25 protein-coding genes are annotated in these 24,528 nt (G+C 51.2%); 13 read left to right on the forward strand and 12 right to left on the reverse strand.

The window, feature by feature from the left end; genetic code table 11:
* Position 1: 1 nt before the first annotated feature.
* Both M2497_RS13340 and M2497_RS13345 read right to left on the reverse strand, forming a co-directional pair.
* Entirely contained in the window at positions 2–1,066 is a 1,065-nt protein-coding gene (locus tag M2497_RS13340; protein ID WP_248487901.1) for a hypothetical protein, read from the reverse strand.
* The gene (locus tag M2497_RS13345; RefSeq protein WP_248487902.1) at positions 1,063–2,064 is read right to left on the reverse strand and encodes a hypothetical protein; all 1,002 of its coding nucleotides are present in this window, start codon (positions 2,062–2,064) and stop codon (positions 1,063–1,065) included. Before M2497_RS13345 ends, M2497_RS13340 begins: the two co-directional genes overlap by 4 nt.
* A gap of 436 nt (positions 2,065–2,500) precedes the next feature.
* Between M2497_RS13345 and M2497_RS13350 the strand changes: the two genes are divergently transcribed.
* From M2497_RS13350 to M2497_RS13375, 6 genes are all read left to right on the forward strand, one after another.
* Positions 2,501–4,813 (forward strand): AAA family ATPase, encoded by a 2,313-nt coding sequence (locus M2497_RS13350; RefSeq protein ID WP_248487903.1) that lies wholly within the window; start codon positions 2,501–2,503, stop codon positions 4,811–4,813.
* A gap of 772 nt (positions 4,814–5,585) precedes the next feature.
* The gene (locus tag M2497_RS13355; RefSeq protein ID WP_248487904.1) at positions 5,586–6,155 is read left to right on the forward strand and encodes a hypothetical protein; all 570 of its coding nucleotides are present in this window, start codon (positions 5,586–5,588) and stop codon (positions 6,153–6,155) included.
* 9 nt (positions 6,156–6,164) lie between these two features.
* Positions 6,165–6,608 (forward strand): DUF488 domain-containing protein, encoded by a 444-nt coding sequence (locus M2497_RS13360; protein ID WP_122768509.1) that lies wholly within the window; start codon positions 6,165–6,167, stop codon positions 6,606–6,608.
* Complete coding sequence (locus tag M2497_RS13365) at positions 6,605–7,198, forward strand: DUF4326 domain-containing protein (RefSeq protein ID WP_248487905.1); 594 nt, start codon at positions 6,605–6,607, stop codon at positions 7,196–7,198. The genes M2497_RS13360 and M2497_RS13365 overlap by 4 nt, the downstream gene beginning before the upstream one ends.
* A gap of 94 nt (positions 7,199–7,292) precedes the next feature.
* The gene (locus M2497_RS13370; RefSeq protein WP_248487906.1) at positions 7,293–8,876 is read left to right on the forward strand and encodes a TOPRIM nucleotidyl transferase/hydrolase domain-containing protein; all 1,584 of its coding nucleotides are present in this window, start codon (positions 7,293–7,295) and stop codon (positions 8,874–8,876) included.
* A 436-nt stretch (positions 8,877–9,312) separates the two neighbouring features.
* Positions 9,313–10,167, forward strand: coding sequence for a hypothetical protein (locus M2497_RS13375; RefSeq protein ID WP_248487907.1), 855 nt, complete (start codon positions 9,313–9,315; stop codon positions 10,165–10,167).
* Positions 10,168–10,227: 60 nt separating this feature from the next.
* On the opposite strand, the gene M2497_RS13380 is transcribed toward M2497_RS13375, so the two are convergent.
* Entirely contained in the window at positions 10,228–10,884 is a 657-nt protein-coding gene (locus M2497_RS13380; protein ID WP_248487908.1) for a histidine phosphatase family protein, read from the reverse strand.
* Here M2497_RS13380 and M2497_RS13385 point away from each other — a divergent pair.
* The 7 genes from M2497_RS13385 (at position 10,816) to M2497_RS13415 (ending at position 15,810) form a co-directional block, all read left to right on the forward strand.
* Positions 10,816–10,998: a hypothetical protein gene (locus tag M2497_RS13385; protein WP_248488286.1), complete on the forward strand. Its 183-nt coding sequence runs from the start codon at positions 10,816–10,818 to the stop codon at positions 10,996–10,998. The genes M2497_RS13380 and M2497_RS13385 overlap by 69 nt on opposite strands.
* Positions 10,999–11,023: 25 nt before the next feature.
* Positions 11,024–13,282, forward strand: coding sequence for a hypothetical protein (locus M2497_RS13390; protein ID WP_248487909.1), 2,259 nt, complete (start codon positions 11,024–11,026; stop codon positions 13,280–13,282).
* Between the two features lie 34 nt (positions 13,283–13,316).
* A complete protein-coding gene (locus M2497_RS13395; protein ID WP_248487910.1) occupies positions 13,317–13,820 on the forward strand; it encodes a 3'-5' exoribonuclease in 504 nt (167 codons plus the stop codon).
* Positions 13,813–14,214, forward strand: a complete 402-nt coding sequence (locus M2497_RS13400; RefSeq protein ID WP_248487911.1) for a hypothetical protein — start codon at positions 13,813–13,815, stop codon at positions 14,212–14,214. Before M2497_RS13395 ends, M2497_RS13400 begins: the two co-directional genes overlap by 8 nt.
* A gap of 77 nt (positions 14,215–14,291) precedes the next feature.
* The gene (locus M2497_RS13405) at positions 14,292–14,660 is read left to right on the forward strand and encodes a histone-like nucleoid-structuring protein, MvaT/MvaU family (protein ID WP_248487912.1); all 369 of its coding nucleotides are present in this window, start codon (positions 14,292–14,294) and stop codon (positions 14,658–14,660) included.
* Between the two features lie 57 nt (positions 14,661–14,717).
* Positions 14,718–15,152, forward strand: a complete 435-nt coding sequence (locus M2497_RS13410; protein ID WP_248487913.1) for a hypothetical protein — start codon at positions 14,718–14,720, stop codon at positions 15,150–15,152.
* Positions 15,153–15,315: 163 nt separating this feature from the next.
* Positions 15,316–15,810 (forward strand): GNAT family N-acetyltransferase, encoded by a 495-nt coding sequence (locus M2497_RS13415; protein WP_248487914.1) that lies wholly within the window; start codon positions 15,316–15,318, stop codon positions 15,808–15,810.
* Positions 15,811–16,014: 204 nt separating this feature from the next.
* Here the strand turns inward: M2497_RS13415 and M2497_RS13420 are convergent, their stop codons facing one another.
* The 9 genes from M2497_RS13420 to M2497_RS13460 form a co-directional block, all read right to left on the reverse strand.
* A complete protein-coding gene (locus M2497_RS13420) occupies positions 16,015–16,206 on the reverse strand; it encodes a hypothetical protein (protein ID WP_248487915.1) in 192 nt (63 codons plus the stop codon).
* A 226-nt stretch (positions 16,207–16,432) separates the two neighbouring features.
* A complete protein-coding gene (locus tag M2497_RS13425; protein WP_248487916.1) occupies positions 16,433–17,035 on the reverse strand; it encodes a DUF262 domain-containing protein in 603 nt (200 codons plus the stop codon).
* Positions 17,032–17,349: a hypothetical protein gene (locus tag M2497_RS13430; protein ID WP_248487917.1), complete on the reverse strand. Its 318-nt coding sequence runs from the start codon at positions 17,347–17,349 to the stop codon at positions 17,032–17,034. Before M2497_RS13430 ends, M2497_RS13425 begins: the two co-directional genes overlap by 4 nt.
* Before the next feature lie 135 nt (positions 17,350–17,484).
* Complete coding sequence (locus M2497_RS13435; protein ID WP_248487918.1) at positions 17,485–17,772, reverse strand: hypothetical protein; 288 nt, start codon at positions 17,770–17,772, stop codon at positions 17,485–17,487.
* Positions 17,773–17,982: 210 nt separating this feature from the next.
* Complete coding sequence (locus M2497_RS13440; protein WP_248487919.1) at positions 17,983–19,014, reverse strand: tyrosine-type recombinase/integrase; 1,032 nt, start codon at positions 19,012–19,014, stop codon at positions 17,983–17,985.
* Positions 19,015–19,341: 327 nt separating this feature from the next.
* On the reverse strand, positions 19,342–19,788 hold the full coding sequence (locus M2497_RS13445) for a TetR family transcriptional regulator (protein ID WP_248487920.1): 447 nt from the start codon (positions 19,786–19,788) through the stop codon (positions 19,342–19,344).
* Positions 19,785–21,668, reverse strand: a complete 1,884-nt coding sequence (locus M2497_RS13450) for an integrase (protein WP_248487921.1) — start codon at positions 21,666–21,668, stop codon at positions 19,785–19,787. Before M2497_RS13450 ends, M2497_RS13445 begins: the two co-directional genes overlap by 4 nt.
* On the reverse strand, positions 21,665–23,344 hold the full coding sequence (locus M2497_RS13455) for a hypothetical protein (RefSeq protein WP_248487922.1): 1,680 nt from the start codon (positions 23,342–23,344) through the stop codon (positions 21,665–21,667). Before M2497_RS13455 ends, M2497_RS13450 begins: the two co-directional genes overlap by 4 nt.
* Positions 23,344–24,489 carry a site-specific integrase gene (locus M2497_RS13460; protein WP_248487923.1) on the reverse strand — a complete coding sequence of 382 codons (1,146 nt, stop codon included), beginning with the start codon at positions 24,487–24,489 and terminating at the stop codon, positions 23,344–23,346. The genes M2497_RS13455 and M2497_RS13460 overlap by 1 nt, the downstream gene beginning before the upstream one ends.
* Positions 24,490–24,528 lie beyond the last annotated feature (39 nt).

A 24,528-nucleotide genomic window follows, 5' to 3' on the forward strand; every position in this document is an offset into this window, starting at 1 on the left:
ACTATTTTATAGCTAACATGGCTTTTTTAGCGGACGTCTCAATCGCCTTGGATAGTTCATCAATTTCAGGTTTTAAAGGAGTTCTGGAACGAGGGAATTTTCCATCAATGTTTGGGTGGACTGACTTCAACAGAACAGAGAATTTATGACAGTCTTTAGGGTCTGCAAAAGACGCCTCGAGCTTATAAATATCGCCGTTCCCTAATACTCGCTTGGTTAGCCAGCAAATTTTTACAATAAAGTAAGTGTCCGATGATACTAAGTCATTAAGGATGCCTGACCTGTTCACACCGTTTCCACGGAGCAATACTTTTTCTATGTGCGTTTCGTCTTCGTCGCTTGTTAGGTCGTCTCTATCGTCATCGGATGGCTTAGGCTTATACACGTAAACATCCGTAACATCCCGCTTGCTAAAACCGTCAAGGCCATCGATTAAGTCAATAAAGAATTTTGTTCTTGCCTGAGGTGATGGTTTGTCAAAAAGTGTGACGATAAACTTTTCAATCTGGGTAGATGCTTGCGTTGTTATGCTTGATACTATTTCATCCCGAATTTCGTTGGTGAAATCATTCTGGGGCGAAACAATACTATATCCGTTTCCTGTTTTAGTAAACTCGATTACTGCATCCTTAACAACGAGCTGTGCGAACTCAGATTTTTTGTAGTCGAATCTGGAGTATTGGATAGTTAAACTAAAGTTGTCACCATCTCGTGAGATGTAAGCGTTATCTCCTGATTCGATAATCTCACGTTTTAATTCCTCGATAGCTGAGCGAACATCGTTGACATCCAGTTCTCCCACGAGCTCTACTGTTGTTGAGCGCTCCCTACGTGGAGCTATTCCGATTTTTTCGGAAATGAGCTTGTGATCGTAGTAGTCATGAGTAAGTCGGGAAAAATAATCAGCCAATACTTCGCGGTCTGTTGCCTTGGAGACGATAGTATTTCTATTTCTAAATAGAGTGGTCAACGTCTGTGCGTCAACTTTATGTTTTTGTACGAGCGCATCAAATACGTTTTTGTCAGATGCGAAGTAAAGTGCGGGGCCAAATTTTCCCTTTTTCATTCTCTCCACCCCATCCATGCGATATTGTAACCATCTACCATCGATGTGATAGAAGAGATTTTTATGTCGTTTAGAACCTGCTCCCGTATAGGATCGAATCCCCACATTTTTGCGTATTTTGTTTTCGCAAGGTTGAAGTTCGCCGTCACATCGTGATGTGGGGATTTATGGGTGACACGAATTTGGACTTCTTTTCCCGATTCTAGCATTTGGTATCTGGACAGACTATCGAGGAGATATTCAAACTCTTCAGGCGATGCACCGGGTCTGTTGTAATATACGACGTAACCAGCCTGTGAGTTGTTCCCTGCCTGTAGGTTGCTGTGCTGCAGAATAAGGTAGGGGCTGGTAAGCGCTTCTACAGTTGCTGGTTGTCCCCAAACATCACCCTGCCGGTGTCGCATTACTAAGTCTGGATAATAGAATGTATAGTCAGGCGATATTTTGCGCTGGTGCATTAATCGCATAATGTCATTTGCGATGCTGTATAAGCGCATCAAATCTTCAGGGCCAAAGAAGTGAAGGCAAACATTTGCCGGAATTGGGATGGAATCGAAGCCTATGTTATCGATCAGGTCGCTAAACACTTTGTGGTAGCCATGATCATGATTGTGGACGACCAGTAGTCCGCGAACCTCATGCTCTTCAGATGTATCTATGCTGAACGTACTTCTCCAAGACTCAGAGTCCTGCGCGCATTCAATAGACATGGCCAACGCTTTAAAAGCGTCGCGAACCTTTGTTTTGGTGATTGACTCTTCTTTGTAAGCTTTCAAATCGGAATGCAGGTAGATAGTCGATCCAAGGTATGGATCTTCATAGAAAAAAATCACATCGCCAGGATGCTTGTCCTTAGGTTTTTTTGTAGGCGTAAGATGGTGAGGGCAGTGGCAACTGAAATTTTCATTCCAACGGGGTTTTATTTCCCATTTAAAATAAGAAAATATGTCTTGGACTAGCGCCTCAGCAATTTCGCCGATATTTACTGTTTCCGACATGGTGCATCCCTAGCAAATTTTCGGATTGGCCAATAGGCTAATGGCCATCATAGCAGGAGGTTTCAGGTAGTACGCTAACTTTGCAGCTTGATACCTTTGTTGCACCCAGGTAGCGCGGTATGCAGGTGGATTAAGGCGCCATTTGAGCCTCCTACCGAAACTCCTTTCGGGCAAGGTTTGGGGCTACTAATGCAGAAGAACCTGGGATGTCAGCCTACTGGGCCAAGACGTAGCGTATAACCGTGGCTTACGAGGCTCAATCGAGGGCGCACAGTCAGCACGGCTGTAGAGCGTGCGTCCCTAGAAAAATATGGCGCTATGCCATCCAAACTCACCAGGATGAGTTAAATTCGTTCGGCAAAGGTCAGTGGTGCCCCGCGAGCTCTCAGCGCGTGGGGTTCGCTGAAGCGTACGGACAGCTTAGCGGGGTGTGCTCTTGCTCGAGAAAGTCATAAGCATCGACAACGTCGGAGTTCTGAAAAAAGCAGCTCAGCGACCTGTCGACCTTCAGAAAGTCAGCCTAATTTATGCCGATAACGCTAGGGGCAAGTCGACATTGTCGTCTGTGCTATTAGCCTGCTCTACTTTCGATGCCAAGGATCTCTCAGATAGGAAGACTGTAGGGGCGACACACCCTCAAAAAGTCGTTTTACGGTTTAACCAAGGGGGCACGGGCGCTGCTTTCAATGCCCAGTTCGACGGCAATGCTTGGTCTGGGCAGAAACCCAATTTGCATGTATTTAACCAAGCTTTCGTTGATCGAAATGTGTATGCCAGTTCAGGTGTCCTTCCGGAGCAGAGGGAGGCGCTGCTGGATCTTGCACTAGGTGATGCAGCAGTATTACAGCGCACTAAATTTGATGCTGAGACTATTGCAGTGAAAGAGAGCGCAGTAACGGTTAACTCAGCGGAGGCAGCTCTTCAAGGATATCGAGGACAGCTTCCGCTCGCTCAGTACATCAAGCTTGCCTCTATTCCAAATGTGGATGAGCTGATAGTTCAAACTGATAAGCTAATAGCCGAAGCTCGAGCGTCTGATCAAATTCGTCGGCGCCCTGAATTCCGGCCAGCGCCGTATCCAGCTTTCAATTTTGACGATATTCCTAGCCTGTTGGAGAGTTCATTCGAGAGTATCTCCATCACTGCAGAGGAAACAGCGAAAGCTCACTTCGCGAAGCATAATGGGACAGCGACAGAGCGCTGGGCTGCTGAAGGGCTGCAGCACCAACCAGATAGTGAATGTCCATTCTGCGGCCAGCCAACTCAGGATCTCGGCCTGCTTAAGGCATTTAGGCTCTACTTTGACGGATCCTATTCGGAGTACCAAAAACGCGTTACTCAGCTTCGTAATTTGGTCAAGGAGCGTGTCGGAGAACAGCAGTTAGCAAGCTGGCGCGCATGCAATGAGTACAACCTAGGGCTACGCAGCGTCTGGTCTGAGACGTCGCTAATTGATGAAATTCCCCAGCTGGATTTCGAGACAGCAGCCTCGCTGCTTCAATGTGTTGAGGCGGCGTTGCTCGAAATTGTAGCCGCCAAGGAAGGTAATCCTCTCGATGCTTTGGATTCAAAGCCATTTATGGCTGCCGTCTCTATGCTTAGTGAGCTGAGCGATCAAGCTCGCATGTTTAATGAGCAGATTGGTGAACTCAATGATCGCATCTCGGCTTATAAACAAAGGCTCGTAGCACCTGATATAGCTGCTCTGAGTGAACAAAGGGAAGTGCTTGCAATCACGAAAAACAGATTCAGTCCTGCGGTGCTGGAATTGATTGAAGGGCTGGATGCTTCAAGGATTCAGTTGCGGACTGCGGAGCGTGCGAGGGAAGCCGCACGCACTGAGCTAGACAATTTGATGGCCGCAACCCTGCTAACTTTCCAAGATGCGATTAACGGTTGGTTAAGGAAGTTTTCAGCGCCTTTTGAAATTGATGCCCTAGGCTCCACTCATTTAGGAGGCGGCCTGCGTTCGGAATACGTGCTCAAGATCAGAGGTGCCCGTGTGGTGATCGGGCCTAAAACTACTGGCGACTTGTCGTTCCATGCCGCGTTGAGTGAGGGTGACAAGCGAACGCTCGCTTTCGCTTTCTTCCTTGCGCGCCTATTTGCAGATCCGAAGCGAGCTGAAACGTCAGTCGTTTTGGATGACGTGTTCACCAGTTTGGATAGACACCGACGACACAACACCGTAGATGCGGTACTGAAAATGGTAGCTGAGTGTTCGCAGGTAATCGCCCTTGGGCATGATGCGCATTTCCTAAGGGAGGTCAAACGTCGAGTGGAGCGGAAAAAATGTGCGAGTGTCGGCGAATACTCTCTCCATCGCGATGCGGAAGAGTACAGCTACTTGGATATTTTTGATCTGGATGAATACTGCTCATCGGATTACTACAAACACTATCAGTTAGTTGAGCGCTTCATCGCCGGGGATACGACTTGCAGCTTACTTGAAGTGGCGAAGGCGTTGCGTCTGCTGGTAGAAGGGCATCTCCACCGGTGCTTTCCGAAGAAGTTCAAGGAAGGCCAGACGGTGGGTGACATGCTGGGCCAGGTCAAAGCAGCCGTGCCGCCGAACCCCTTGGCGTTACTGCTGCCTTTGCATGCGGATCTTGTTAGTTTTAATGAGTTTGCTGCGGCTTTTCATCACGATACGTCAGGCGGTTACACCAGGGTGGAGATCAACCAGGCCGAGCTTCTTCCGTTTGCTAAAGGTGCTCTAGGATTTATTCAGATGAGAACGTTTCGGTAAACCCCCTTACATGAGCGGTGGGCGAAGAGCACCGATCCCTCGAGCGGGTGCTGGAGCAGCTTGGTAGGCGTGGCGCGGTGTCCGCTAACTGACATGACCTGGCTTGGGGGAAGTCCGAAAACGTTCAACTGTTAAGTCTGATTGTGGCAATGAATTGGCTGCGCCAGATTTTACTGCAGTTTGATGCGTTTTTTGAGTGCCTCCGCGAACAGGTTTCTCTCGCAGTCGCTGGGGATAAACGGGGCGTGGATTTCAGGGGGTTCCATTTCAGCTCGTTGTTGTTCAATAGAGTTGGGCGTGTTCTCAAACGCAAGAAGTTCATGACTTCAGCTATCTTCAGGTACCAGGTAGCCTCGTGAACTATGACTGATTTCAGGACGTCCAGAAGGCCAGACACTCGAATTTCAGCGATGCAAAGTTTTACTCGATTACCGCACACCCTGTAATTCAACCAGGTACCTAACGGCAATAGGAGACAACGTATCTCGTCGTCGAATCTAATTGACGATTCCTTCGCTTCGGTAGGACGACGTTCTTAGGGTTGCCTAGCAGGGTACAGGCTGCGCCACCGACTATCTCTGCGCGACGAGGATATTGATAAGGGAATGATATACGAGCAGGATACGGGTGGCGCATCGCTACCATGGAAGGAATCTCAGAAATGCCGTATTCGCATCAGTTCGTATGCTTGGCCAGCTCAAAGAAGCCCTATGGTCACTGTATAGCTGGAAAGTTATGGGGCGGGGAGAACCATGGGGTCTGGATTCGTCCCGTGAGCAATCGCGAGCACGACTCTATATCGGATGCGGAGCGTACTTACACTAATGGCCAGGCTGCACAGGTTCGGGATCTCACCTCGGCGACGTTCTCTGGCCCGCAGAACCATCCCTACCAGAACGAAAATCATCTCATCCTTCACCCGCCTTTGTGGACTTCGCATGGCCATCTGAGTCTGAGTGACCTTGCGCAGCTTGAAGATCACCCGGCGAGGCTTTGGGAGTCAGGTCATCATAGTCGATGCGGGGTAAATGACCGTGTTCCTCCTGAATTCTTGCGCGTCCGGAGGGAGTCGCTATTTCTGATTCGGCCAGAGAGGATTTCTGTTAGGGTTTCAGCGGAAAGTGCCCAGTGGGGTAATCCCAGGCTTAAGGCTCGCGCATCCTTCACATACAGCCGGATCCAGTACGCATTTAGCGTGACAGATGAGCTCGCGGAACGCCATTTCTTAGGCTTAGGGGCTGGCACCCATCACCCAGAAGGGATCACCTATTTTACGGTGAGCCTTGGCGACATCGATCCCAATACTGGATATGCCTACAAGCTCGTAGCAGCCATTCTTTAACGGATGATCATGAAAATACTGACTATCGGCTTCACCGAGAAGAAGGCGGAGCGCTTCTTCTCTCTGATCAAACTCTCTGGCGCCAAGCGTGTTGTGGACGTTCGACTGAACAACATCTCACAGCTATCCGGCTTCGCCAAGCGTGACGATCTGAAGTATTTCTTGAAGGAGATCTGTGACGTCGACTACGTCCACCTGCCTGACCTGGCTCCTACTAAGGAGATCCTCTCGCCCTACCAGAAGAAGGACATCACCTGGCAGCAGTACGAGGAGAAGTTCATGAGTCTGATGGCTAAGCGCAACATCGAAAAGCATGTGCGCCGTGACTTGATGGAAGGGGGATGCCTGCTCTGCAGTGAGCACCAACCGCACCAATGCCATCGCCGGCTGGTAACCGAATACCTGAAAGAGCATTGGAGCGACGAGTCCATCGACGTCAAGCATCTCGTATGAGTGATACCAAGACCATCCTCATCGCCTACCCAAAGGAATTCCTCTGCTACTCGAAGCTGCAGAGGAAGGTGCAGTTCTACACCAGCCAATCACTCGAGGTTCAGCTTTTGGCCATGGCTGATCCCAACGGTTACGTGAACGCTTACGCGGAAGAGCAGAGCATCCCGTTCGAGCTGGTGGAAGACCAGGCCTTGGCCGTGGAAAAAGCAACGCACGCGATTCTGTTCGAGGATCGCGAGTGCTTTGCTGGGTTGAGAGAAGCATTGAGCCTAGTCGCCATACCAACCCGCGTCGTTCCGTTGCAGCTCACCTTTGTGGTGAACAAGGATCGGGGAGACCTTTACGACGTCTACATTGGTCGAGGCAGTATCTGGGGCAACCCATACCAGATGGGGCAGGATGGTGATCGTGATGAGGTCATTCGGAAATTTGCTTACGACTTCGGTCGTGGCTTCCTCAAGGCATCTGAAAACCTCGAACACAACCTTGGCATCATCAGGGGCAAGGTGATCGCGTGCCACTGTAAGCCTGCTGCATGCCATGGTGATGTACTTGCTTCGCATTTGAATGCTCTAGATGATGGGCTGTGAAACTCCACTTGTATTGGCGTTTAGCTTGGCGGTGAGTTGCTAATGGATAATGTTGCCGCTTAGTGTGTTTTCCGATTTTTATAAGGATGAGGTTGTGGGTGTAAGATTGGGTGAAAGGGATTTGGAAGGTGTCTGGGATTTCATACCGTTCGATGAGATATTGAAAAGTCTTGAGGTTACGCTGCAGAGCATAGCCTTGCATGGTTTTGATCATCTTATGGATTCGATGATTCAATCTGTTTCGATGATTGAAGGCACATGTACGGGTCTTGTTCCAACAGATAAGTTTCTATTGTACAGGGAGTTTTGGGCTCAAGCAATGCGTCGTCTTTATGAGAATTATCTTCCGGGAGTGAAGTATGAGTTTGCTTGGAGGCTTGAGGTTACCCCCTATTCATTAATGCTTTGTAGTCTTTCAGATGGAAATGTGGCGTCGAGTGCATTTGCTGCAATCGAGGAGCATTTGAAAGTTCCTCATTCAGCTATTGATGATAATTACGAGCTTGTGAAAGAGTATCTAAACTTCGATAGGCTTGGCCTTGACGGTGGGCTCGAGGAGTTTCTGCCAGCAGATTTGGTTCCAGGCACACGGTCGAGGCAGCTGAATTTAATTTTCCGCCTAATGAATTTTCCGCCACTGGAAGAGCTGTCGGTGTTCTTTCAGTTGTACAGAGGTGTCACAGTTCAGGGGCTGGGTGAAATAAGTTCAGCGTTTACTGTTCGAAAGATTACCCCAGATGCTGTTGGGCTAGAATTAAGCGGTGCTTTGGCTCAAACATATTATTGCTTAGAGCACAGTGTGTTTCGGGATCTGGGCCTGGAAGGGTTAGAGAAAAAGCTAAATGATGACCGCTTTACTAAGGATTTTTCTGCTATCCGAGAGCAGGCTCATTTGTATCCTCCTCATTTAGTAGACTCCTTTATATGCCCGTGCTGTGGGCTAGATCAGGAAATGAAACTTCCTGAAGAAATTGCCCAGTATATGCTGCTCATGCAAAATCGTGAGCTTATAAGGAGGCTGGGGCTGCTATTTTTTGATTTTTATCTCTCCAGCTATACGCGTAGGGTGGTAGAAGGTTTTGGTAACTTTGTATCTGGCCTTAATTCAGTAAAAAGACCTCGTTGCCTGATATTGGTTGAAGGGGATACTGAAGAAATATCGATTCCCTTAATCGCATTGCGGCGAGGAGTAATTTTTGCTAAATATGGGATCAAGGTCTATAACTCGGCATCAAAGCAAAAGCTCTATGCTGATTTCTTGAGCAACATGCAGAAGTATCCGAACTTGAAGTTGGTCTGTCTTCTGGATTCTGATGCTAGAAAAGAGCGTGAAGGGATTGCTCGGAAAGTCAAAGGCAATAAAAATAAATATCACTTAACTTATATAGAGCGTGGCGCTTACGAAGATTTATTTGATCTTGAGTCTTCAGTGGCGGTTCTTAATGAGATTTATCCCGATGGGGAGAAGATTGTTGTGGGTGATTTTGATCCATCTAAGACGTTTGATAAAAATGTGGATCGTGTTCTTCATGAAAAGAAGAAGGCGAAATTTAATAAGGTGGATTTTGCTAAAAAGATATCTGTGTTGGTGGAAAGTGATAAAATTCCATCTGAGATTATCGAGGTGATTGAGTCTGCGATCCGACTCACTAAAAAGAAAACTTTTTTGTCTGATTAGCAGCCCGGAGAGGAGCTCCATAGAGTTCCTCAGTAGGCAGTTACCCAGCACGAAGCGTTGGTTATGAAACATAACGACGATCATTTTTGATAAATTGCCCCAACCTTCAGGCATAGGTAAATGTCGCCCTAGACATTGAAGTGCGTCAAAGTGCTACTATCGTCAGCTATGAGCGCCATGGATGCTTCCGAGCATCTGAGGGGCTCTTGGTCAGCGAGGGGATAGAGTGGTACAGGTCATCGCAAGGAACGCTCGGCTTCGTAGAGGAATTCGCTCTTTTCAGCAGGCTCTCATTGAGAGAGCAGAGTCTCGTGGGAGTGTTGAGTGGGCGTTTCCAAGTGGAGATAGAGCACCTTGCCGCACCTATGCCTTGAAGACTGATCTTGGGGAGATTCTGTTCGCCGTCCCTCCACCTTGGGATGGGCGACAAGCTCACTTGTTCAAGCTGAACTTTGAGGGCGGCACACTCTCACCTGATGCTGAGATAAACATTCCCAACGGCATCAATCGCAAGGTGTCAGGAGTGTTGGTATCTGCTCCTGACGGTGAAACTCTAATCGGACATCGCGGCACCTTCACAGCATTTCGTGGCCGAGTGCCCCGCGCAGATGCGTTCAAGCACTTCCAGGATTGGCTGATGGAGGTTGATGATGACGGTCGACCGGCAGATGTGATTGCAGTCTCTTCAACGAATTCTCCTAGCATCGCGAATGACATCGCCGAGTTCCTATTCAAGGTAAAGCAACTCAAGGAACAGAGAAAAGCGGAATTGGAGGATGATGCCGAGGGTTCAAGTGAAGCCCTCGACGACGAAGATGAATCGGATGCGAAGTGGCGGGGTCGGGAAGAATTTGAAGGAACTAAGTCCTATACCCGAAGCCAGGACACCTGCGAGTACCAATATCTTCACGGCCCGCTTTGCAACGCCCTCCACCGCAAGCTGGATGAGCTTGTTGAGGGGCATTCCGAACTCAAGGTTGGTAAGCATCAGGTCGATTTGGCGCTAGTGGACAAAGCTACTGACAAGGCCAAGGTGATCTTTGAGGTCAAAACCAGCGACTCGATGTCGGCACAGCTTTACACCGCATTTGGTCAGCTTGCGTATTACCGGCATCGCTTCGGTAGTGCCGAAACCAAGCTATTCTTGGTACTGCCGGCGAGCATTGCATCCGACTTCGCGGCAGCCGAATTCTTCGCACAAGCCAACATCCAGGTGCTGTTCGGTGAGGCCGGCATTTTTGAGAACAGTGAGGGCGAGAGCCTGAAAGAGGTGCTGGGTACCATCTTGTAGAAGCTGGCGAAGCCGCTGCTCAGTATATTAATGCCAACTCGGTTTGCAACGAGGTTGGCATCACCGCTCCGGGCGCGCCTCGCCTCTTTCTTCAGGCATTGAGAGTCTCGCTCTCCAATGGGTGTCTTCAGCCGGCTTAGTCATCGTGTAACCGCCACAGTTGGGGACGCGGCTCAGGATTTCGAACTCACGACAATCAGCCATAGCTCGGTCATCTATCTGCTGCGGTTTACGCTCAATCAGCCAAGCCACTGCATTGATGACCTGCCCATGTGAAAATACAGCGATGTTTTGTGCAGGATGATCCGAAAGCCTACCCAGGAAAGCCTGAGCCCTGGCTATGAAATCTAGGAAAGATTCCGCACCGGCACCGTCCACGAACGCAGGATCCGATCTAGACCAATACGCTTCGACCCACCTTCGCCTCTCGGCAACGGTCGTGTTCACACACCGTGTTGGCTCAAGATATGTGAATTCATGAATGGGCCAGATCTCGTACGGGACGTCTGGGAACTTCGCTACGGTAGCCATAGCTGTTGCTTGAGCTCGCAAGAAGGAAGAGGCAACGATCAGACCGGGAGCACCGGTGAAGGAGTTGGCCACCAAGTACGCCTGTTCAACCCCCTTCGCCGTAAGAGGGATTTTCGCATGATCCGTACTGGCTTCGCCCGCGTTCGCGGCGCTCTCTCCATGGCGAATCAGCCGGATATGTTTCATATGTCAATTATCCTCACAATTCTCCCCTCCTCGAACCAGGTAATTGCGGTTTCTGCCACCACAGCCCCGGCATTATTGCAGTTCCGCTATGATGGCTTTATGTCCTACCTCTAGATTTAGCTGCAAGGATCGAATGCCCATGACACCCCCAAAATACGACCTTCATCTCTTAGGTTGGCATAGTTTTCAGCAACTGTGCATGGCGGTGGCCTCAACAGTTTTGGGCCAAACAGTCGAGACGTTCCTTGAAGGAAATGACGGAGGCCGCGATGGTGGGTTCAAGGGGACGTGGTCTCCTCAGCCAAACGAAGTGTATGCAGGCGAATTCGTCATCCAATGCAAGTTCACATCGCGCCGCGATCACAATCTCACTCTATCTGATGTGACTGGTGAGCTTGAAAAGGTGCGCAGACTCGTCGCCAAAGGAAAGTGTGATGTCTATGTCCTGATGACAAACGCAAGCTGGACAGGGGATAGCAATCTCAAAATACGGTTGGCGTTTGAGGATGCTGGGGCCAAGCACGTGCTTTTGCTGGGTTCTACCTGGATCTGCGAGAGGATCCAACTGAATAGTGATCTGCGCATGAACGTGCCCCGACTCTATGGTCTTGGCGACCTTAGCCAGATCTTGGATGAAAGACGGTACAAGCAGACGAAGGCGTTGCTGACGGAGCTTCCCGACCTTTCAAAGCTCGTGGTGACGGGCACCTATCGCAAAGCGCTTCAAGCCCTTCAGCAGCATGGCTTTGTTCTTTTGGTTGGAGAGCCCGCAGCAGGTAAGACAACGATTGCCTCACTCATGGCAATGTGTGCGATGGACAAATGGGGAAGCCTAGTATTGAAGCTGGAGAGGCCTGAGCAGATAAGAGATCACTGGAATACTGAAGAAGCATCGCAGTTCGTATGGGTTGATGACGCCTTCGGGGCGATGCAGTACGAAGCGGACTTGGTGATGGAGTGGAACCGGATTCTTCCCGCTCTCACGACCATGATCCGAGGCGGGCATCGGATAGTTCTGACCAGCCGTGACTACATTTACAACAGCGCCCGACGTGACCTCAAGAAAACAGCATTTCCTCTGATGGAAGAGAGCCAGGTTGTCATCGACGTGAAAGAGCTGACCTCCCAGGAAAGGTCAGAAATCCTCTACAACCATGTAAAGCTTGGAAACCAACCACAGCGAGTTCGGACGGTCTTGAAGGAATTTCTTCCTGCAGTGGCAGCTCACAGTCGGTTCGCTCCGGAGACTGCTCGGCGCTTGGGGAGCGTTGAATTCACCAAAGCGCTAAAGATTGACCAGAAAAATATCGACGAATTTGTCGCGAAGCAGGAGCGATGGCTCGTCGAGACGATGCAGGGAATGGATGACGAGAGCCAGGCCGCACTTGCTCTTCTCTACATGAAGCATGGAGCAATCGAAAGCCCGGTGAGTCTGTCTAGCGGCGAGATGCAGACAATTGAGAGGTTGGGCGGTAGCCAGGCCGGGTGTATCCGAGCTCTTGGTAGCCTCCGGGGAAGTTTTCTTCAGATAGCGGATACAGCTGATGGACGTTTCTGGCGATACAAGCATCCTACGATTGGGGATGCGTTTGCGTTGATACTCGCCCAGAGTCCTGAACATCTGCAGATCTTTGTGGATGGAACACCGATTGAGCGGTTGATGGAACTGGTGACATGCGGCAACGCTGGGGTTCAAAACGCTACGATTTTGCCTTCAAGTATGTTCGCAGAAGTCGCGAACCGGTGCTGTGAATACGTTGCATGCGAGGGCGACATGGAGCGCACCAGGCGGGGAAGGCTGTATTCTTTTCTGCAGCGCAGGACAAATGACGTGTTCTTGGACATCTACTCGAAAACTGATGGAAAGCTGCACTCCAGCTTGGTTCGTGACTTCGCGATAAACCTGTTTACGAGGTCGTCTGATCTAGCGCTCCGCCTACTACGGCAAGGGCTTTTACCTGAGTCAGCACGAGAAGCGTTTTCCACCAAGATTCGGGACTTTGTCTTTGATCATGATGAACTCGGGCACATCTACGATAACGAGATGCATGAGTTCTTCACTAGCCACGAGCGAGAAGAATTCTACAGCGATGTACAGAAATATGTGCTGCCTGACCTGGACAGGGTTCGCAAATCCCTGCAGGAATCGTATTGCTACGAAAACGATCCTGATAACCACTTTTGTGATTTTATTGATGAGCTAGAGGGTATTTACGCGGCCTTTCCGGAATGGCCCGGTATCGAGGATGTGCTCGATACCCAACGGCGTCGAGTCGACGATTGGGTGAGTGAGGTCTCGCAAGAGCGGTATGAGGAGCCAGCAGTCGGACGGAGCGATTTGATTCGGCCATCTGCAACGGGTGGAGGACGTGACATCTTTGACGATGTAGATCTCTAAACTAGGTAAAAAGGTAAGGGCTACGGAGGAGAGGATGAAGCTATTCCTGGACTGTGAGTTCACTCAGCTCAACCGAGACACGAAGTTGATTTCCTTGGCCCTAGTCTCTGAAGTCGGCCATGAATACTACGTCGAGCTCACAGACACGTACGTGACTCAGGACTGTAGCGACTTTGTAATTCAAAACGTCCTGCCACAGCTTGACCTGTCACTGCATGGGCAAACTCTGTCCGAAGCTCAAGCATCACTGCTTGCTTTTCTGAGCGACCTGGAAGGCCCCCTCGAGGTTTGCTCCGATGCTCCAGAATGGGATTGGGATCTCTTCTGCCAACTAGCCTACGTAGATCATCGTTGGCCAGGTAACGTTGCCAATCGCGCGACTAACCTGATCCTGCTATTCAGGCATCTCGAAGCGGATGATATCTGCAACGTGACGCTCCCGGAGCTTCCACATCACGCGCTGCTGGATGCTCGCCTCTTAGCCGACCTTTATCGTCGACTGACTGCCGGTTCCAATCGAGGCACTGAACATGGCTGATGATCTTCGTACGCGTGAGTCTGTTAGGCGCAAAGCCCTCTGGACACTTTCGCACCTGGTGCCGGGCAACCCACAAGCTGTCGCTATTTTGAATGTGCTTGACGACATTGAAGACCAAGAGCGCGTCGACTTAAACCAGAGTCATCCACATCTCGATATTGATGCTGTCCGCAAAGCAGTCCTGATTGAGCGCCACAGTTCCGGTATCAACATCGTTGACGAGGCCAATATTCCTCAGCCGTGGCGTGAGCGTTTTCTACAAGCGAGCATCGGCTCGACGCGCTTGGTCGATGGCCCGTACGCTCATGACTGGGACAAATTTCTGACTCAATGGCAGGCTGAAATGAAGCACTTGGATGCTCACATGTCTGCAAGGCGTGAGCGTCAGCGTTAGGCGTCGGAGGGCACCTTCGATTGTCTACTTTGGATAGTGCTGACTATACTGGTAACACTAAATATCTGAGGTGTTACATGTCCCGTCTCGCTGAATTCCGCGCGCTTGAACAACAGCTTGCTGCCCAATTGGCAGAGCTTGAAACACTGAAAAACGATGATGGTCTGAAGCGTGAAATAGAATTCGAAACGAAACTTCGTGACCTGCTAGGTGAGTATGGTTACAGCTTGCGCAACATTGTCGCGATTCTCGATCCGCATTCTTCAAACCGCCGTTCTCCAGCAGCGGCTGAAACCAAGGGCACCCGTAAAGCTCGCGCTGTGAAGGTTTACAAAAATCCTCACTCGGGCGAAGTTGTCGAGACGAAGGGCGGCAACCACAAGGTTCTGAAGGAGTGGAAAGCTAAATACGGTTCCGACACCGTCGAGAGCTGGCTGGCGCAGTGAAATCGTTTGAGTACAAATAGAGGGCCCTGCGGGGCCCTTCTTTATGGGGGATAGGAGATGCTTCGTTCAGCCGTGTTTGAGTTGGCAGGTGCCTTCAGGTCGGCAGTCGAGACGATGGTACAGACTGGCAATGTCCCTATGCACATCCAAGGTTTTCCACGCGGATGCTGTGGGATCATTTCTGAGCTCATGGGCGACTATTTGAACACCGAAGGGATCGGCGAATTCTTCTACGTTTGCGGGATGAAGGACGGCGCTTCACATGCCTGGCTTGAAGTCGACGGTCTGATCGTCGACATCACCGGCGACCAATTCGCCGACCGACCTGGTATCTATGTCGACAAACCAGACGCTTGGTATTGCGGGTGGGAGCAGGACATCAAGCACTTGGCGGTTCATGAACCCTCTGCATTCTTCTATGGGGAAGAGCGCCGTTTTCTAGAACGGGTGCTGGCGCAGCTCAATAGCCGTGAATCATCATTCGCCTCCTGAACTCGCCATAGGGCTCTTCTGATACGCTCGATGGGTCAGGCAAATTAACGGCGCAGATTTAGCAGAGAGGGCTCTAGGGCAGGCATTACGGCCCGCTTCATGTGGTGCGTGGAACCTGCATACCCATTACCATGCCCGCTTCTAGGATCATCGAGGTAATGATATGTGGGCATCTGTATACCGCTCTGCCACCCCTGACGATGCAGCGAATTGCTTCCGCGTCGAGAGCTTAGCCTGGGTTGGCGACGCGAACGCGACCCTGGAAGAATTTCAGGAGTGGATTCAGCGCAATCCCGAGAACTTCCTCATATATGAGCATGAAGGAAAGTTCGTAGGCTTTGCTCATTTTGGCCACTCGGATGACGATTTCATTACGGAAGAAGGGTTCAAAGATCAGTGCAATGCTGATGCGAGCGCACCTTGCTTCCACATCAGATCAATCGCAATCGATCCGTCCTTTCACAGCGATGACCTAGCAGCACTGATCGCTAACGTTGAGCCCATCGCCGAGGGGCTAGGCAAAAAGTCGATGCACCTGCGTTGCAGAGATCAGTACGTAGACTTTTTCAAGGATCAGGGTTATCGATATATCCAGGCGATGACTTCCGACGAGATCAGCACTTGGCATGAGATGGGAATCAAAAAGAGATGGGATTGATCACTGGAGTCCATCGCGCGTGCGGCTCAATCGAATGACTGCGTTACCTCCGCGTGGGTAAGCTACGCAGTTGGCTCGGGACGGTAAGCCACTGACGTGGGCGCCATGGTTTCAGTGAGTCGAGCTTCCTCGGACACCTTTTTTTGCCGTTCTGAAAGCATGCTAAATGGCGGTGGCTGCAAGCAGGTTGCTTACACGCTGCCGTTATTTCTGAACCAGGTCTTTGTATAACTCACGGGCCGCGAGGATCTGATCCCTGAGTTCTTCCGGGTCGATTCTCATGCCGCCTCGTGGTGTCACCTGCAGTGTCTTCAGGCCGTTCGCAGCTTTGATGAAATCTCGTTCTTCCGCTTGAACCCATTCAGGGCGTTTGTCCTTCCAAAATGACCATGCCATTTCGCCTAGCCTCACTCCACGATGGATGGAAGCTAGTATGTGGTAGCCGCAGGGAATGTCCAAGCTAGGTGGTGAGTTTGATCATCATGCAAGCGGAGCGCGCAGACCAGGAGGGTCGAAGGGCATGAGGATGGAAGCCCGGAGGGCCAAGACCTGTCGTAGACAGGGCTTGGTTAACGACAGCCGTCCCTGCTAGGGCATGCCACGACAACCGCAGTGTCGAATACTACCTCAAGGCGCGCTGTTCAAATGACCGAGGAACACCCCCCTGCGCGCAAAGATCATACGTTTTGCGTAATGCTACCTCATCGCCAGAAGACACCCTCGCGTGGGTAAAGATCGTCGACAAAAAACGCTTCCGTTCACCATTGCCGAGTTCAGACCAGACCCTTGGCTGACCTTGTGCATCTGGCACCGCAAGACGATCAAGGAAATACTCTTCAAGGCTGTGAAGCCGTTGCTGACCATCAACCAGAATCTCGCTGTTTTCGGCCAATGCCCTGCCAGCGATCTCTGGCTCGTACCAGTCATTCGTGAGGTAGCTCCCAAGATCCGCGCCTGACCATACTGCTGAGATGAAGCGAGACTTCTGACCGAGGTTCCATTCCACGCCTCGCGCCCAAGTTGGAACAGGCATACCCATAACGAAGCGCGCTGCCCATGGACAATGCTCATGAGCAGAGGAGGGGTCTACGAGATACTTTTCCCACAGGCCCACCAAAACCTCGAGGGGACAATGACTGACGGTCGTGGGCAAAACACGCTGCGGCATATGGATGTGCCTGTCTGATGTTCCGCCGTCGGCGTAGCGTTTAAAAATGGAAGTCATAGTTTTCCTGGGTGGCTCAGGTTGGTTGAAGTATTCGGGTAAGTACGGGCGCATCGCCATGCATCCACCGTTGCAATGATCACCAGATCCCGATTTGTGGAGATATCGATCTGGCCGCTATCGGCCAATGCATGTGCATAGCCCTCAGCGTAGGCCGCCGCTTTGTCGAATTCGGATGTGCAGGTTGACGATTCGATGTAGCTGATCAGCCGCTCCAAAGTGCGCCGTTGGCGGTTGCCGAGAGTCGTGGAAGGGAGCGATAAGGCGCCGCTCAGGCGCTGTGCGAAGTCATCTGTAGAGAGGGTCAAAGCCATCGCTCAAAAAAGGTACTTATCCATCACAAACGGTTGGTTTCGGAAAACCTTGAGCCTGAAGCGATTTTTTTGAAGAGATATAGGTTTGCTCAAGCGCAGCTGCTGGAGCTGATTTGTTGGAGGACTGTTACCTAGCTACAGCGTTTGAAAACCGATTTCATACTGGGTGTACCTGGCTTGAAGTGCTTTGGCGATTTCTTTAAAACCGGCGCTTGATGGGCCGTTGTCCCAGTACCACTGCTTCATATCCTTATAGATCTGAAGGTGGACGCTGTCGAACCCACCGCGATGCTCATCGATGTCGAAAGTGTACCTACAAGGATCAAGCTGATAGAGGACGAACTCTTGCAACCGATAGGCTGTTCCGTACATACCGTTCAGAAGGATTTCACGGTGTTGTTCGTATGGTGACTGAGGCATCATAGAGTTCTCCCTTAGCAAGGTCTCCCAGCTTGGGGAGACCTCTTATTTTCCAGCAGGCGACTTCGTCTTATCTTTGATGCAAGCGGAGCGCGCAGGCGTGAGGATGGAAGCCCGGCAGGGCCAGGACAACGGCGAGTATCGCCGGGCCTGGTTCACGACAGCCGGCCCGCTAGGGCACGGCATAAACCAACCGTGGCCCCTGCCAAATCATCACTTTTGAGAGCTTGAGTTCGGAATGCGCAGATACTTCATCGTCATCCCGCTACCCTGATGTCCCATGTTTTGCGCTATCCGCTCGAGAATATGTTTCGCAGCAACGTGGAGCATGGATTGGCGAATGGAGGATGCACGCCTCTGAGATGGATTAGCTATGGCCTCTCGCAGATAGACTCCAATAATCCGATGCATTTGTTCGAGCGACATTGGGACATTGGCGTCGTTGTGAGAAGGGAAGAGGTAACCCATTGGAGTAATCTTCGCTTGGCGTACGTACTGATCAATAAGGGTACTGAATACGGGAGGCATAAATAGCTGACCACTACGACTGCGCGTTTTAAAATTCTTGATCCGTAGGAGAGAGTGCTGGTCAGTAGTGTGAACGTCATGAGCTTTGACGTTTAGCAGTTCAAGCGGACGAATACCTTGCAGCAAACCCAGGCATAAACATTGGTCATGAAGACTACCCTTGCGCTCTACAACCTCCCAAAAGCTTTTCAGTTCTTCTTGGCTGATGGGGTCTGCTGGAGGCTTCAGAAGCTCTGCACTCAGATCGTCGCGTAGGTGTGCGGGACGCTTCGACTGTCCCTGATTGGCAGCCCCAGCCAGCTCATTGGCTGACCTTGTGATTAATTCAAAGACGGACTGAGAAGCGAGAGTACCGGCCTGTTGTGAGCGTGAAGTCTGGAACACGGTAAGCTCGTGTAGGGGCAGCAACCTTACCAAGTGGTTGACGTCGCGCTCGCTCATGTCAGTTACTTTCTTCGACTGACAGAAATCGGTAATAGAGCTACTGATCCCGTCCCTGACTTCATCCTGAGTAGGCACGGCGACAGTCTTGGGGTGCTCGTTAGCCGATTTTTGCAGATCATGAAGATCCTGATAGCCAAGACCCTTCGAGAGGATTTCTTGCGAGGATGCGAGGGATAGGGAAAAAGTGCTCCGCCAATTGCGCTGGAGCTTTTTGGCGATACGGTTGAAGCCGTATTTGATACGTAGGTCAGCAAGAGAGATTGGTACGCGCATAGCATCCTCCAATTCGCCAGCGGTGTCGGCTGCCCTCTGACTATTGTCGGAATGCATATGAAGCGAAAGAGATGAAGCACCCTGTGGCTATACCGCCTTGGCGAACCGACCGCCCGATCTCGACTAGGGAACCGAGGCGGTCAAGTTAGCATATTCGTAGCGCTTGTCTATTGGATCAAATGGACGACCTAGATGCGTCCACGTGACTGATAAGGCACGCGGAGCGGGCAGAGCATGAGGATGGAAGCCCGCAGGGCCAAGACTCGTCGTAGACAGGCTTGGTTAACGACAGCCGTCCGCGCAGGGCATGCCACGGCAACAGTAGCATCAATGACTATTTCGAGATTTATCCGTGCGGGTGGACGAAACCAGTTCAACCACGTTTCGCTCTTTCACCTTAGCCTTTAGGGTCTCGTTCTCGTACAGCAGTACCTCATTGATGGATGCGAGTCTGGCGAGCTTGGCCTGAAGCTCCTCAATCTCATGACGGTAGCCCTTAGACTTCTGACGCTCGGCAATCAGATCCTGATGTTTTACATCTCGCATGGCACGACTAGATCGCCCCTGGATCTGTCGTATCTCCTCAGCGATTGCTGGGTAATGATTATGGATGAGCGCCGTCGATACTCCGGCCTCACGGGCCACAGCGGCGATGGTCACCTTAGTTTCACCGGTACGAGCCCGACCATTCTGGATAGCATAGATGGCTAGCTTCAGATCCTTCGCTCGATCCATGGCAGGCTTGTAGTTGGACGTTTTGTCCTTGCTCTTCATGCGCTCAGATCCTCAGGAGGCATACCCAGCTGTACCAACACATCTCGACAACGTTTTAGGTCGCGCTCGACGCGTTGGCGACCACCTTCACCGATGTCCTTGCAGAGCAGAAGCTCTTTAAGATCATCGTAGAGCCGCTGATACATAGGTGCATGAGTGCTCCCAATCACTGAGTGTTCGCAGCCAGTGCAACGCGTGCGTTCGAGGGTATTGCCGACACAGCCGTCGTTGTCTGCCGTACACCAGGCATGGCCGTTGCTGCGGATGGCTGTGCTCTCAGAGACGGACTTCAGCATTGAGGCACGATCTTTGAAGATCAGCAGGTTTTGAGGATCTCGCCGCCATCCCTTGATGGAGTGTCCATAGCCTCCTGCCAACGATTCATCGCCCATCCAGTTATCGACCACGCCGAGTTTGATGTCCTCCAGCTCATCTTGGATTTCCATGTAAAGGTCAAGATCCAGATGCTGCCCCCAGCCATCGTCCATGGCATAGCCAAGGGTCATGTCCAATGACCAATGGGCAAAATGCTCTTTGAGGTATCGTAGGTCTCCGAAGCGGCTGTGCGCGGCATAGTTAGCGAATTTACGACGAAATTGATGGCTGGTAAGATTCCAACTTAGCTTGCAGTCGTGGGAAAAGCTTTTGAGATAGTCGTCCCAAGAGCCACCAGAAAGGGTACGCGAACCAATCCCTTCGAAAGCGGTTGTAGTGAGAAAGAGTGAATGGCGATGCTTTTGAGCTTCTGCGATGAGCGGGTCGTGGGGGTTGGTGCGACGTCGCTGGATAATCTCAGCCGCGATCTTCGCTTGATATGGAACAGCCCAACGCTCCATGATACGCAGGGCCCGTACTGCGATCTCTGGAATCATCCAGTCGTGGATCCCTTCATCAGTCTTCTCGGATTTAGAGCGCATCCAATGATAGGTCGTACCTTCGTCGTCCTCAGTGCGGTGGTGGGCGTTCGACTGCAGATTGGCCAGCTCGTGGTTCCGACAACCCGAGGTACTCGCCAGGACTATATAGCAGGCCGTCCGCAGGGATATCAGCGCCGTACTTAAAGTTTGCACACCACCATCCCAGCCCTTAGCTTTCAAGTGCTTATTTTTTGCTTTATATATGCCTGTAGCAAGGCGGCCCCTGCGCTCTAATGCGATAACATCAAGATCATCCCGGAGGTTTAGTAACAACCTTCCGTCTTCAACCTGTCTGTATGCTCGCTCGAAGATCGTGCAAAATATCTCATCGGACATAAGCGGTGTTCGGCCGCTGCTGATTATACCAAGTTGTCCTGCCATCGCCTTCGCTGAAGTGCCGTGCCACGGATGCCCAGGCATCTGATCGTCTGTATATTGGCTCAACTCATAAATCGCCTCTACTGCGTCGTAGCGGCTCTTTAGCGCATTGAGTGTAAGGGGTTTCTCAGATTTTTTGATTTGCCGATAGGCCTTGCAGGCGGTCACATAGGTTGCTGCGATCAAGGGAGTTACCGCCCCAAGGTTTGCGATATCAAGCTTCTCTAAGTGACGCAGAAATGGCTGCATGCTATTAGCCAGATCTCGAATCGTATTGCCCCTAGGTCGGCCTGCCTCTAGTCGACCTCGTCGGATGTAGCGATAAAGTATAGCCTTCATCACTGCTCGGAATACTGGTGGCATGCTGCTGAAATTGAGCTGTTTTGAGGATGCCCTCACGTTGCTTGGAAAACCTTCAAGGTGCCAGACGTCGTCACCGTACCGGCTGCGGATGATCCACTGTCCATCGACCTGAGTTGCCGTGATGATTAGCTTGTCGCGCTCAGAGTTACTAAGCCCGCGAACATCGCTCGGCTGATCCTTCAGGGGCGGCCACGGCAGGTCTTCTGATACCTTTTCACTCATGAAAAGATCTCCAAGCTGGCAATCAGGTCAACCGACCAGAACGGATGTGGATTGGTACGGGCGCGCTGACGAGCAGCGTCTACTGCTGCCGTTTTGAAAACTCCGCGACGAAGTCCTTCGGCAACGATATAGTTATCGATAAGGCGGGGGATATGCGCGTATTCACGTGCCCAGCGCCCCTTGTCCATGCGAGAGCGTTCGCTCAACACTCGAAAGTAAAAACTGAACAATTTGTACAGGTCTTCGGCGGTCACTGCGTAGTCTTTGCAACGGAGGCAGTTCATGAAATTCATGCATGTAGCTCCTTCACGTTTCGGAGCGAATTGACCATTTGCTGGATCGCCGCAGTGGCCCAGAGGGTTTTCCTTATAGGTAGCACCAATGGTCGCAGTCAGTAGTTCTCCCACCAGTACCTCCCCCATAAACCGCCAGTTTCGACGGGCTTCCTCAGTCGGAGCTAAATAGTTCTGGTCGGTTACCCGTGGGGTATTCCCAAGAGCAACGGCGGTGGTTGCTAGATCTCCATCAGTAAGCTCAAAAATTCGATTTCCAAACGTCTTGCGCAAGCGGGAAATATTAATTCGCAGTGGCTTTCCATCACTATCTTTCAGGCCATAATCAGCTACAAGACGGTTTATTCCGTAATCCACCATACGCGCCTGCAGCTCTGTGACTTGACCGATTGATCTTATGGTTCGACTTCGAAACAGCCATACACGGCCTTTGATGTCAGGCGGTGCTTCTGCATCCAAATGCTCAGTCAAGGCGATCACGCGGCGGATCAAACGCTCAACGTTAGTTCTAACGCTGGGTGTTGCTTCTAATAGACGTTCAGCTTTCGACTCAGCGCGCAAAACTACTTTGCTGGAGCTATAGCCACGTCGCTTCCATAGCACCACAAACACCGTGTCGTCCTTAGGGTGCGCGCGCAAGCAATTGCGGCCCATTTCCAGCAAAGGAGTGGTATTACGGCCAGTGTGCAGAGCAACTATAAGTAACGCATAGACCAATAGTTCGCTGGTTACCGTCGGGACATCGGCCCATATTGGCTTGATGGCTTGTCGTAGAGCCGCCGCGAATTCTTGCCGCTCTCGCTTGGACAGTGCCGTCTCGCCCTTGGCCTTACGGCTGGAGTTCGGAAATGGATTACGTGGAAAGGTGGCTTCGTCGCCAGATGCGACCAAGGGGAAGATGCCCCGTTGCCCGAGAGCAACCAGTACAGTTTTAGTTTTTGTGTAGATGTTCTTTTGTCCGGTAGTCGTTAGACCGTTTCCGGATAAATGGCCAAGATAGCTGTCGATGAGCGTTCGGCTCACATCATTCAATGTTAAGTCACGTTCGAAAGCCATCGACTGGAGAATGCAGAAATCCAGGAAATATGTCAGACCAGCGTTGCAATGGCCAACGACCGTAGGTACCGCGAGGTCGCCTTCTTGCCCCGCTAGGAAGCGCTCAATTTGGCGCTGACAGGCATAGGTAATGGAGTCAATTCCAGATCCATACCATCTTGCAAAATCAAATCCTCGACGGCTGGAGCTATTACGTCCGAATGCTACAGAGGTGTTCGCCGGAGGAATCACCTCGGGCAGAATGTACACATTGCCCTCTGTGTCGAAGCCGTGTTCGACTTTCGGGACGCTGAGATCAGTCTTGATAAATACTTTGCGCTTCCCCATCAGGCAACACCCGCCATTTCGTTCAGCTCGTCGTCATATGCCAGCACGGCTTCATCGGCCATTTCGTTAACCAAATGCAGGTAGATCATCGTGGTTTGAATCGAGCTGTGGCCAAGTTGACGTTGCAGATACGTTAGAGGATCGATCCCGTTCTCTGGGGTGCGCTGAAGGTTGAACAGGGTGTGGGTCGCGTAGGTATGGCGCAGCATATGCGCATGGACTTCAAACCCTGCATGCTTGCCAGTCTGGTTGATTATCCGATTCAGGCTCTTGCCAGCACTGCTATAGGGTTCTCCGAGACGGTTGAGGAGAAGCGCCTTTTGGTTCTTGCCCAGACATGCCCGCTCGCCACGCACCTTAGAGCGGTAGCGGTAGAGCTCGGACATGAACTTGCGACTAATCCAGATATATCGCTCCTTGCTACCCTTGGTCTCCATCCCGGTGCCGTCGCACGGATCAAGCTTAATTCGGAGATTGCGTTCGATTCGACCAGCTTTGTCCGGGTCGAAAATATACGCCTCCGGGAAAGTAGCCAGTTCGTTACGACGCAATCCTGTGCGTAGTGCCAGTTGAATCATGATTCGGTGATGTGGATTTTCTGCTGCGGTCAGGAGCGACTTGGCCTCGGCCATGCTCAGAAACTTGGGAAGTTGCTTGTGATGGCGCGGCATCACATCGTTCACCAAGGCCTTGCCGCCACTGGCGTCGATATGTTCAAGGAAGCTGTTTTGGCGTGGCACTGCACGTTCTTCGTGACTGAACGGCAGGCGCTTCACCCAGTCTTTTTCTAGAGCGAATTCGTAGAACTTGCAGATGTACATCATTCGCTGGCGAGTAGTGTTTGATCCCAGCTCGCATGTCTTCAGGCAGTAATCTCTGTAAGCGGCCAGAAGGCTCTTGGCCTCTCCGCGATCTACGTCCCACCAATCAAGTTGATGGGCTTGTAGGAAACTGAAGTAGTCGTAAAGTGCTCGTCCGGTATTCGGCCGGGATAGATTCGAGCCGATTTCTCCGCGAAGTAGGTAGAAGCGGAAGAACTGATTGGCGGGAGTGCAGCTCTCCATCGAGTCCCACAGCAGAATCGGAAATCCTCGGTACGGATGTCCTGCGATCAAGAAATCCTCTGTGCCCCAGACAAGCTCCATCTACCACCCATTCATCAACCGATCACGTTTGCTCTGTCT

It is taken from the genome of Pseudomonas sp. CYM-20-01 (assembly GCF_023169845.1).
Classification (GTDB): domain Bacteria; phylum Pseudomonadota; class Gammaproteobacteria; order Pseudomonadales; family Pseudomonadaceae; genus Aquipseudomonas; species Aquipseudomonas azotoformans.